Source organism: Marivita sp. (genome assembly GCF_020055675.1).
Taxonomy (GTDB): Bacteria; Pseudomonadota; Alphaproteobacteria; order Rhodobacterales; family Rhodobacteraceae; genus Marivita.
In genome coordinates this window covers 47676-59015 of sequence record NZ_JAIPUS010000020.1, presented here as the reverse complement: position 1 = coordinate 59015, position 11340 = coordinate 47676, and the positions used below count along the sequence as shown (strand labels likewise).

Genomic DNA, 11340 nt, shown 5'->3' with positions numbered 1-11340 from the left:
GACCCCCGCAAGGCTTTTCAGCCCTTCGATATCTGGGGTCTACGGGCTCAAAAGCCTTGCTCCCGTCGCACCCGGCGGTGACATTCCTGCTTAGCAAACCCAGTGACATTTCTGAATGGTGTTTACACTTGAAATCCAGTGGGGCACATCCCAGACCGGCTTTCGGCCTATTATTCCGTCTTGTCCGATAGATAGCGGTCGCTCTTGATAATCCCCTCGAGGCGCGCGCCGGTCACAGGCTGGCAACGGCGCGCATGCACCGAGTCGCGCGATTCTCCGACACGCGGCGACATCTGTTACAGACTTCCTTTTGAACCGTCGTGCACTCGCGAATATTTCGCCCGCAAGACCAGATCGGTTTCGTATTTTAACTCCGACGCATTGCAGAAAGATAAAAATATTATCGTGAAATCAATTGTTTAACCTGATGTTGCAGATTTTCCAGCCTCACACCGGCGTCTGTCATCAAACTGTTACGTGTTTGTCACAAAAGCATGGCGAAACACCAATAGATCCGGCGCCGACGGTTATCACGTGATGACCGCGAGACGTTCAAACAAGGAGTTAACGTAATGTCCGTAAAACTCGCCGTATCGGCACTTGCCGTTGCAGCCGTGTCCGCAACTGCCGCGGCTGCGCAGGATCGCAGCCAGATCCGCATCGTCGGTTCGTCGACGGTGTTCCCCTTCGCCACGACAGTCGTCGAGCAGTTCGGCAACTCCACCGATTTCGAAACTCCGGTCATCGAATCGACCGGTTCGGGCGGTGGTCTGCAGCTGTTCTGCGCCGGCGTTGGCGTCGAGCACCCCGACATCACCAACGCGTCGCGTCGCGTCAAGTTGTCCGAGGTCGAGACCTGCCTCGAGAACGGTGTTGACTTCACCGAGGTTCTGGTCGGCTACGACGGTCTCGTGATGGCCAACTCCGCTGATGGCCCGAAGTTCGATCTGACCAAGGCCCAAGTCTGGGAAGCGCTGGCCGCCGAAGGCCCGATGCCGACCATGTGGTCCGACATCGACCCTGCCCTTCCGGCCATCGAGATCGAGGTTCAAGGCCCCCCGCCGACATCCGGCACCCGTGATTCCTTTGAAGAGCTGGTCATGGAAGTTGGCTGTGAAGAGGCCGGTGGTGAAGACTGCGGCGGTGCCGGCATGGAAATCCGTGAGGATGGCCCCTTCGTCGAGGCCGGTGAGAACGACAACCTGATCGTCTCCAAGCTCGAAGCGAACGAAAACGCGCTTGGCGTCTTCGGCTTCTCGAACCTCGATCAGAACCGTGACGCCCTGCAGGGTGTCGTGATCGACGGTGTCGAGCCGACTTTCGAGGCCATCGCGTCGGACGCCTACCCGGTGTCGCGCTCGATGTACTTCTACATCAAGCACGCCCACGTTGGCGTCATCCCGGGCATCAAGGAATACGCCCGTGAATTCGTCAGCGCACAGGGTCCGGACGGTTACCTCGCCGATGTCGGCCTGATCCCGGTGTCCGAGGAAGCCCAGCAGGCGAACCTTGAAGCCATCGAAGAGCTGCCGGCTCTGACGACCGAGAACTACTGATCCGATTGATCGGACAAGGCTGGGGGCGGCGTGCCGCCCCCGGCATTTTCAATCACGTTCGACCCTATTCCCTGCCGGAACGGGTCACACTGGGGTCCCTGCATGATATTCGCCCTTTTTGTTTTCGTCCCGGTCGCGGCGATTGTCGCGTTTTACGTCTCGCAGCAACACGCCAATGCGCTGTCGTCGGCGACGGGTCAACGCCTGCACTCCAGACCCCAGCACCACGGGATGCACAGCATGCTCTGGGTTATGCTGGCCGGCTGGGGTGTGTTGCTTGTTCTGACGGTCCTTGGCGAAACGCTGATCCACAGAACCCTGATCGGTCGGGTCAGCGATGCCCTGCCCGATGACGGCCCGCTTCAATGGAACCTTGTCCTGTCGGATGCGCGCAGCATCGCGCAGGGCACTGTCGCGTCCTCTACCGACATGCTGCGCGAACAGATTGCGAGTTCATTTTCGTGGATGAACGCGACACGCCTCTGGGGTACGGCGCTGGCGACGATCGGCGCGGTTGCCGCAGTTGCCTGGTGGACGTACCAACAAATCACGATCGAGCTTCGCGCGCGGATCTATGCGGAAAACATGATCCGCAGGGGTCTGGCCGTGATGGCAACGGTTGCCGTTCTCACAACCATCGGAATCGTGCTGTCGCTGATCTTCGAGACGGTCCGATTTTTCGACGCCATCGACTGGCAGCTTCACAAGTTCCTCTTCGGCACCACCTGGAGCCCGCTGTCCGGTGTCTTCGAGGGCGAGATGGATGCCGACAAGGTCGGGATCGTGCCGCTTTTCGCGGGCACCCTGATGATTACCCTGATCGCGATGCTGGTGGCAGTGCCGATCGGCCTGTTCGCGGCGATCTACCTGTCGGATTTCGCCAACCAACGAGTTCGGGCGGTGGTCAAGCCGGTCATGGAATTGCTCGCCGGTATCCCGACGGTCGTCTATGGCTTTTTCGCGGTGATCACCGTCGCTCCCTTGTTGCGCGATGCCGGCAAGGCAATCGGTGTCCCGATCGCGTCCGAATCCGCGCTTGCGGCCGGCATGGTCATGGGGATCATGATCATTCCCTTCATTTCATCGCTGAGCGATGACGTCATCAACTCCGTCCCTCAAAGCCTGCGCGACGGTTCACTCAGCCTTGGCGCGACCAAAGCCGAGACGATCCGGCAGGTGGTCCTGCCCGCCGCATTGCCTGGGATCGTCTCGGCGATCGTGCTGGGCGTCAGCAAGGCCATCGGGGAAACGATGATCGTGGTCATGGCCGCGGGCCAGGGACCCAACCTGACCGGCAATCCGCTTGAGGCGATGACGACCGTGACGGTGCAGATCGTGGCGTTGATTACCGGTGATATCGAGGCGAAGACGGCCGCTGGCCCGGCCTTTACGCTCGGTTTCACGCTCTTTGTGATGACACTTCTGATGAACATGCTCGCACAGCGGCTGGTTGCCCGCTTCCGCGAAGCCTACGACTGACGGGACCTGATCATGGCTGACCTCGCTTCAAATATCCCCGACGCTGCGCCGCGCCGCAGCAGCCTTGCCGGCGGATCGGCTCGTCTGCGCAAGCGGCGCCGCGCCGAACTGCGGTTGAAAATCTACGGCATCTCCGCCATCGGCATCGCGGCCGCAGCGCTGATCACCCTGCTTTCCACGGTTGTGTTCCAGGCTGGCGGGGCGCTCTTTTCCACTTACCTCGACAAGGAAATCCAGCTTGATACCGAGTTTCTCGGGGTCACCGCAAGCTCGGACCCGAAAGTCATCCGCCGCGCCGACTTTGATGGCTTGATCGAGCGTGGCCTGGAAGAGCGTTTCCCCCTCGCCACCGGGCGCCAGGAACGGCGCGAGCTGCACGACCTCGTCTCCGGCGGGGCAAACTTCGAACTGGCGGATCATGTTGCAGCGAACCCCGATCTGCTGGGGCAGAGCATCAACTTCCCGCTGATCGGGTCCGACACGCTGGACCTCTACAAGCAAGGGGCTTACGGGCAGCTCGACCGCCAGCCGGTGAACGGCCTGCTGTCGGTTTCAGAGCTTGAAGACGGCAGCCTCGCCATATCGACGAGTGCCAATGACTTCAGCGATGCCCTGCGCCAGGTGAAGTCCCAGCTTTACGTCGATGCAGACCGGTTGCGTCGTCAAGCCAGCCGCCAGGAAAACGCGATCCGGGTCTACGGCGAACGGGCCGAGGCGGCCGAAACCGAAGAAGAGCGCAGCGAACAACTGGCCGCTCAGGACCTCGCACGCGAACGGCGTGACGCTCTGATCGCCCAGGCCGAGGCGCTCGAGGCACGCGCCGACGGTGCCGGCGGTGCCGAAGAGGTTGACGACGAGAACGTGTCGCTCTTCATCAAGGCCGGCGGCGGATGGATACGCCTGACCGAGGTCAACCGGGCGGAGGCCTCGGGCGAGTTGCTCACCCGGGTCACCCTGCCGATCGAGGACAGCGAGGCCTGGTCGTTCCGTATCATGGAACTGCCCGAGTCCAATCGCCCCTTCAGCGACCATCAGATCGCCTGGGCTGAAACGCTCAATGAAGCAGGCCTGATCGAGCGGGTCTTCAACACCCGCTTCTTCACCGCCGCTGACAGCCGCGCGCCGGAGCTTGCGGGCATCTGGGGCGCGGTCGTGGGCTCGTTCTGGACCATGCTCGTGACATTCAGCCTGACCTTCCCGGTCGGGGTGCTGGGCGCGATCTACCTGCAGGAATTCGCGCCGCGCAATCGCTTCACCGACTTCATCGAGGTGAACATCAACAACCTGGCCGCCGTGCCGTCGATCGTCTTCGGTCTGCTCGGGCTGGCGGTCTTCCTCAGCTTCTTCGGGATGCCGCGCTCTGCCCCGCTGGTGGGCGGGATCGTTCTGGCATTGATGACCCTGCCGACGATCATCATCGCCTCGCGGGCCGCTTTGCGGGCCGTGCCGCCTTCGATCCGCGAGGCCGCCCTGGGCGTCGGGGCCTCCAAGGTTCAGGCGGTGTTCCACCACGTGCTGCCGCTGGCGATGCCCGGCATCCTGACCGGCACGATCATCGGTATGGCCGCAGCACTTGGCGAAACCGCACCGCTGCTGCTGATTGGCATGGTGGCCTTCATCGTCGAGGTCCCTACGGGCATCATGGACAACGCGACGGTCCTGCCGGTGCAGGTCTTCCGCTGGTCGGATTTCCCGGAACGGGCCTTCGAGGCTAAGACCGCGGCGGCGATTTGCGTCTTGTTGACCTTCCTCGTGGTCATGAACCTCGTTGCCATCATTCTCCGCCGCAAGTTCGAACGTCGCTGGTAAAGGACATAAATCCCCATGTACGATGTACCAAATACTACACAGGAGACGGTCGTGACGGACGTCAAAATCAAAGCCAAGGACGTGCAGGTCTATTACGGTGACAACCACGCGATCAAGGACGTGTCGGTCGAGATCGAGAACAACACCGTGACGGCCTTCATCGGCCCGTCGGGATGTGGCAAGTCCACCTTCCTGCGCTGCATCAACCGGATGAATGACACGATCGACGTCTGCCGCGTCGAGGGAGACATCCTGATCGACGGCGAAGACATTTATGACAAGCGCATCGACCCGGTGCAGCTGCGTGCGAAGGTCGGGATGGTGTTCCAGAAGCCGAACCCTTTTCCCAAGTCGATTTACGATAACGTCGCCTATGGCCCCAAGATCCACGGCATGTCCCGCAACAAGGCCGAGCTCGATGACATCGTCGAACGGGCCCTGCGCCGGGGCGCCATTTGGGACGAGGTCAAGGACCGGCTCGATGCACCCGGCACCGGTCTTTCGGGTGGCCAGCAGCAGCGCCTGTGCATCGCGCGTGCCATCGCCACCGAACCCGAGGTTCTGCTGATGGACGAACCCTGCTCCGCGCTGGACCCGATCGCCACCGCCCAGGTCGAGGAACTGATCGACGAACTGCGCCAAAACTACGCCGTTGTGATCGTGACCCACTCGATGCAACAGGCCGCGCGCGTCAGCCAGAAAACCGCGTTCTTTCACCTGGGCAACCTCGTGGAATACGGCGATACGCCGAAGATTTTCACAAACCCCGAAGACAGCCGCACCGAAAGCTACATCACCGGACGGATTGGATAAGATCGTGAACCAGGAACATATCGCAAGCGCATTCGATCGCGATCTTGAAGGGATCCAGGCCCGGATCATGAAGATGGGCGGGCTGGTCGAACAAGCCATCCTCGATTCGGCCCAGGCGTTGGAAACCCGCGACCAGGAACTGGCCGACAAGGTACGTGCCAATGACAAGACGATCGACGAACTGGAAGACCTTCTGAACGAGGAAGCGGCGCGCGTGATCGCTCTGCGCGCGCCAACAGCCGTCGATCTGCGCGTCATCCTGTCGGTCATGCGGATCAGTGCCAATCTCGAACGCATCGGTGACCTGGCCAAGAACCTGGCCAAGCGCAACGCGGTTCTGATGACCATGCCGGCGATCAGCGGGGCCTCGTCGCAGCTGCGCCGCATGTCGCGGGATGTGCAGATCATGCTCAAGGATGCGCTGGATGCCTATATCCAACGCGACGACGCATTGGCCCGTGACGTGATCGAGCGTGACATCGACGTGGACCAGATGTATAACACCCTGTTCCGCGAATTCCTGACATTCATGCTTGAGGATCCGCGCAACATCACGCCATGCATGCATCTGCATTTTATCGCCAAGAACGTGGAACGCATGGGCGATCACGTAACTTCTGTGGCCGAGCAGGTCGTATTCCTCGTAACCGGCGAAAAACCGGATGAACCCCGCAAGAAAGAAGATGTCACATCATCGGATGCAGGTCTGTCGGCCTCATCCTAACCGAGACAAATACCCCATGAACTCCGTTCAACCCACCGTCCTTGTCGTCGAAGACGAACCCGCGCAGCGCGAAGTGCTTGGTTATAACCTTGAAGCCGAAGGATTTCGCGTCGCAAAAGCCGAGAATGGCGAAGAGGCCCTGATGTTGGTGCAAGAGGAACAGCCCGATATCATCGTGCTGGACTGGATGTTGCCCAACGTGTCAGGGATCGAGGTGTGCCGCCAGCTCAAGACCCGGGCGGACACGCGCAATGTCCCGATCATCATGCTGTCCGCCCGATCCGAGGAAGTGGACCGCGTGCGGGGGCTTGAAACAGGGGCGGATGATTATGTCATCAAACCCTATTCCATTGTCGAATTGATGGCCCGTGTGCGCACGCAATTGCGCCGGACACGTCCGGCTGCCGCCGGTTTGCGGCTGGAATTCGATGATATCGTCCTTGACGCCGAAACCCACCGGGTCACCCGCGACGGCTCCGAGGTCAAGCTGGGGCCGACAGAGTTCCGCCTGCTGTCCACGCTGATGGAAAAGCCGGGACGGGTCTGGTCGCGGGAACAATTGCTCGACCGGGTCTGGGGCCGCGACATCTATGTCGATACGCGCACCGTGGACGTGCACATCGGCCGCTTGCGCAAGTCGTTGACCATGGCGGGCGGCGGCGACCCGTTGCGCACGGTGCGCGGTGCGGGATACGCGCTCGGCTGATCGTCTGCCGGCGGTCAGTCGCCGACCGGCAGGATAACGCTGAACGTGGTGCCTTTGCCCAACTGGCTATCCACCTGCAAGTGGCCGCGATGACGGCTCACGATGTGCTTCACGATCGCCAGACCCAAACCGGTTCCGCCCAGTTCTCGGGATCGGTGGCTGTCCACCCGGTAGAACCGTTCGGTCAGGCGCGGCAAGTGAACGGTGTCGATGCCCGGCCCGGTATCGCTTACTTCGATCCGCACACCTCTGCCGCGCAGGCGGTTCTCGTAGTCGGGCGTTCCAAGCGCGATACGGACAAAACACCCGCGGTCGGAATACTTGATCGCGTTCTCGACAAGATTGGTCATGACCTGTCGGATCTGATCCTCGTCACCTGGGACGATCACCGGGTCGTCCGGCAGGGTCACACTGACCTCGATGTCCTTTTCGGAGGCCAATTGCGACAGGCTGTGGCGCGTCTGCTGAATAACCGCGCCAAGATCGATCCTGTCGAGCGGTCGCACGCGTTCTTCGGCCTCGACCCGGCTCAGCGACAACAGGTCCGACACAAGCCGGTTCATGCGCTCGGCTTCGGCGGCCATGATGCCAAGGAATCGCTCCTGCGCCTTGGCGTCGTTGCGGGCCGGGCCTTGTAGCGTTTCGATAAACCCCAGAAGCGCCGTCAGCGGCGTGCGCAGTTCATGGCTCACATTGGCGACGAAATCGCGGCGCATCTGTCCCGCCTGCTCCATCGGGGTGATATCCTCGAAGGACACGAGCGTACCATGCCGGCCGTCCATGGGCACCGCACCGCAGGTGACGCGGTAGGTTATATCGTGCTGCCCGTCATTGGTCAGGTAGCGCGCCTCGCGCGATTTGCCGTCCTCGCGCACCTGTTCGATTGTTTCCAACAGGATCGGTTGGCGCAGCGCGGTGATGAAATGACGCCCCTCGATATTGCGGCCAAGCAGCTTTTCAGCCGCCTCGTTGATGGCGAAAATCGCTTCATCCGGCGCAATCAACAGCGCCGGGATGCCCAGGGTCATCAGGATATCGCGGGGCGCGGCCGTCATTTTGCGGATGCCGCGGCCGCCAGCCCGGCGTCAAACGCCGCCAACAGCGCATCCGGGTCTTCCAAGCCGACGGAGACGCGGAAAAAACCTTCGGTCATACCAAGCGCTTCGCGCCCCTCGGGCGTCAAACCTCGGTGCGACGAGGACGCCGGCTGCGACAGCGTGGTGCCCACGTCCCCGAGAGTCGGCGCAAAGGCAATCCGGTCCGCCCCCTTGGTAAAGGCGTTGGCCGCCGCACGCCCGCCGTCCAGCTCGAAACTCACCATGTTGCACCCGCGTCCCCGCAGCAGCCCCTGCGCGCGTGCGCGGTCCGGGTGATCGGGACGTGTGGGATAAAGGACGCGCCTCACGCCGTCTTGCGCCGCGAGATGGTCAGCCAGCCGCGCCGCCGTTGCCTCGGCCCGGTCAAAGCGCAGGTCAAAGGACATCAGCCCGCGTTCCGCGAGCCAGCAATCGAACGGGCTGGGGGTCAGGCCGGTTGTCACCGCAAAGTCATAGATCGCCTTGGCTTGATCCGCACCACGCGCCGCGACCCAGCCCAGCGTGACATCCGAATGGCCGGCCAGCAGCTTGGTGACCGAATGCAGCACCACGTCTGCGCCCATCTCGAACGGTTTGATCGCCCGCGGCGTGGTAAACGTATTATCCACCACCAGAAGCACCCCTGTCTCGCGACACAGATCCGCAATCCCCTGCACATCCGCGATCCGCAAGGTCGGGTTCGACACCACCTCGATCAAGGCGAGACGCGTGTTCGGCCGCAGCGCCGCCGCAAACGAGTCGACATCGGTCGGATCGGCCAGCGTCGTCTCGATCCCCAGCCGTGGCAAGTCGTCCCGCATCATGCGCAGAGACCGGCCGTAAAGCTGGTCGCCCCCCACGACGTGATCCCCGCTCTTGCAAAGACCCAGAAGAACCGCCGTGACAGCCGCCATCCCCGACCCGACCACCAGACCGGGTTCGGGCGTCGCTTCCATCGCGTCGATCCGGCGGGCCAGCACATCCGCGTTCGGATGCCCCTCGCGCGCATAGGTGTAGCCATCGGCGCGACCCTCGTACTGATCGTCCAGCCGATCCGGCGTTTCGCTGGCATAGACAACCGACGGGATCAGCGGTGTGACCACCGGTGTGGATGCGCTGTCGGGAAGACCATCCGGGCGCATGAGGGTGCGTTTCATCATTGTCGCAGAACTCCGTTCAATTCGTGGCGAAGCCCTGCCACAAAGCGAGTGGCGCAACAATGGGGCCTGCATCGGCCTAATATGAAAACCGGCACTTGCGCAGCCCCCCGCATCGGGCGATGACACGATGCATGACCAAGCGCCCTGATATCCTCTGCATCGGATCCGTCCTGTGGGACGTTATCGGCAGATCCGACCGACACATGAAGCCCGGCAGCGACGTGCCCGGCCACATCACGCGGCTGCCGGGCGGCGTGGCGCTGAATATCGCGATGACGCTGGCGCGATTCGATCTGACCCCTGCCCTGCTCAGTGTCGTTGGCCGTGACCCCGAAGGCGAAGAGCTTGTGTCGGCCTGCAACCGTCTGGGCCTTGTGACAGACCAGGTCTACCGCTCCGACGATCTTCCCACCGACCAATACATGGCCATCGAAGGGGCCAATGGCCTCGCCGCGGCCATCGCCGATGCCCATTCGCTGGAACAGGCGGGCGACAAGATTCTGCGCCCGCTGATCGACGGGCCGCTGGGCTTTGTCGAAGCCCCGTTTCCCGGTCCCATCGCGCTTGACGGCAACCTGACCGAAATGCTTCTGGACCAGATCGCGCACCACCCCGCCTTTTCCAAGGCCGACCTGCGCATCGCCCCCGCGTCACCCGGCAAGGCCGAACGGCTCCTGCCCTTCATCCGCAGCGGGCATGGCACGCTCTATGTCAATCTCGAAGAGGCCGGGTTGCTCTGCCAGGCAAGCTTCGACAGCGCCCCGCAGGCGGGCGCCGCACTGATCGAACGCGGGGCGGCGCGCGCCCTGGTCACCGATGGCGGCAATGTCACCTGCGACGCCACGCCGGAGGGTCTCCTTGCCGAACGTCCGCCAGAGGTGATGGTCACGCGCGTCACCGGCGCAGGCGATGCGTTCATGGCGGCCCATATCGCGTCCGAATTACGCGGCGCTCCGCGAGAATTGGCGCTGCACCGCGCGCTCGCGACTGCCGCAGCCTATGTTGCCGGAGGAACCTGACCGATGACCGCCCTGCCCCTCGATATCTCACCCGCCGTCCAGACGGCGCTCGACACCGGTGCGCCGGTTGTGGCGCTGGAATCAACGATCATCACCCACGGCATGCCCTGGCCGCAGAACCTTGAAACGGCCCGCGCGATCGAGACCACGATCCGCGAAAACGGCGCGGAGCCCGCGACAATCGCCGTACTGGACGGGCGGCTTTGCATTGGCATGGATGCCGGTCAGTTGGATGCGCTGGCGCAAGCCAAACAGGTCGCAAAACTCAGCCGCGCCGACATGGCCGTCTGCATGGCCCGTGGCGGCACCGGGGCGACCACCGTCGCCGCGACGATGATCGCGGCGCGTCTTGCCGGGATTTCGGTCTTTGCCACCGGCGGCATCGGCGGCGTGCATCGCGGTGCCGATCAAAGTTTCGATATCTCTGCCGATCTGCAGGAATTGTCGCAGACCCCGGTCACGGTCGTGGCGGCCGGGGCCAAGGCGATCCTCGATCTGCCGAAAACTCTCGAAGTATTGGAAACCCTGGGGGTTCCCGTCATGGCCTATGGGCAGGACATGCTTCCCACGTTCTGGTCACGAGGCGCGACACTCAAGGCGCCGCTGCGCGTGGATACCCCGCTGGACATCGCCAAGGCCCACCAGATGCGCCGCGCCCTGTCCCTGCCGGGCGGGCAGCTTGTCGCCAATCCGATTCCCCGGGACGCCGAGATCCCGCAGTCCGAGATGCGCCCGATCATTACCCGCGCCACCAAGGACGCAGACACGCATGGGATCTCGGGCAAGGCGCTGACGCCGTACCTTCTGCAACGGATATACGAGCTGACAGACGGCAGATCGCTCGACGCGAATATCGCCCTGGTGTTGAACAATGCCGTGCTGGGGGCGCAAAGTGCACAGGAAATAGCGTCTCTGCGTTGAATTTCAGAGCCTTGGGCTGCGTAAACATTGTAGAGCAACCGGGAACCGCCTAGGGTCCGCAGGAACCACAGACGGAC

The 11340-nt window shown here is 62.5% G+C and carries 10 protein-coding genes; 8 read left to right on the top strand and 2 right to left on the bottom strand.

From position 1 onward, the window contains the following. Positions 1–572: 572 nt before the first annotated feature. The 6 genes from LCF59_RS12885 to phoB all read left to right on the top strand — a co-directional run bounded on the left by LCF59_RS12885 (position 573) and on the right by phoB (position 7087). Positions 573–1556 carry a substrate-binding domain-containing protein gene (locus LCF59_RS12885; protein ID WP_292288016.1) on the top strand — a complete coding sequence of 328 codons (984 nt, stop codon included), beginning with the start codon at positions 573–575 and terminating at the stop codon, positions 1554–1556. Between the two features lie 102 nt (positions 1557–1658). Continuing rightward, positions 1659–3035 carry a phosphate ABC transporter permease subunit PstC gene (gene pstC / locus LCF59_RS12880; protein WP_292288015.1) on the top strand — a complete coding sequence of 459 codons (1377 nt, stop codon included), beginning with the start codon at positions 1659–1661 and terminating at the stop codon, positions 3033–3035. 12 nt (positions 3036–3047) lie between these two features. Continuing rightward, positions 3048–4844, top strand: coding sequence for a phosphate ABC transporter permease PstA (pstA, locus tag LCF59_RS17790; RefSeq protein WP_367273397.1), 1797 nt, complete (start codon positions 3048–3050; stop codon positions 4842–4844). A gap of 15 nt (positions 4845–4859) precedes the next feature. After that, positions 4860–5657: a phosphate ABC transporter ATP-binding protein PstB gene (gene pstB, locus LCF59_RS12865; protein ID WP_292288014.1), complete on the top strand. Its 798-nt coding sequence runs from the start codon at positions 4860–4862 to the stop codon at positions 5655–5657. 4 nt (positions 5658–5661) lie between these two features. Further along, complete coding sequence (phoU, locus tag LCF59_RS12860; RefSeq protein WP_292288013.1) at positions 5662–6381, top strand: phosphate signaling complex protein PhoU; 720 nt, start codon at positions 5662–5664, stop codon at positions 6379–6381. A 16-nt stretch (positions 6382–6397) separates the two neighbouring features. Next, complete coding sequence (phoB, locus tag LCF59_RS12855) at positions 6398–7087, top strand: phosphate regulon transcriptional regulator PhoB (RefSeq protein WP_292288012.1); 690 nt, start codon at positions 6398–6400, stop codon at positions 7085–7087. Positions 7088–7101: 14 nt separating this feature from the next. Here the strand turns inward: phoB and LCF59_RS12850 are convergent, their stop codons facing one another. Together LCF59_RS12850 and LCF59_RS12845 are read right to left on the bottom strand one after the other, a co-directional pair. Next, positions 7102–8142 (bottom strand): ATP-binding protein, encoded by a 1041-nt coding sequence (locus tag LCF59_RS12850; RefSeq protein WP_292288011.1) that lies wholly within the window; start codon positions 8140–8142, stop codon positions 7102–7104. Beyond that, positions 8139–9320 (bottom strand): aminotransferase class V-fold PLP-dependent enzyme, encoded by a 1182-nt coding sequence (locus LCF59_RS12845; protein WP_292288018.1) that lies wholly within the window; start codon positions 9318–9320, stop codon positions 8139–8141. The genes LCF59_RS12850 and LCF59_RS12845 overlap by 4 nt, the downstream gene beginning before the upstream one ends. 134 nt (positions 9321–9454) lie before the next feature. Here LCF59_RS12845 and LCF59_RS12840 point away from each other — a divergent pair, with 134 nt between their 5' ends. Beyond that, complete coding sequence (locus LCF59_RS12840; protein ID WP_292288010.1) at positions 9455–10342, top strand: PfkB family carbohydrate kinase; 888 nt, start codon at positions 9455–9457, stop codon at positions 10340–10342. A gap of 3 nt (positions 10343–10345) precedes the next feature. After that, a complete protein-coding gene (locus LCF59_RS12835; protein WP_292288009.1) occupies positions 10346–11263 on the top strand; it encodes a pseudouridine-5'-phosphate glycosidase in 918 nt (305 codons plus the stop codon). The last annotated feature ends 77 nt before the right edge of the window (positions 11264–11340 follow it).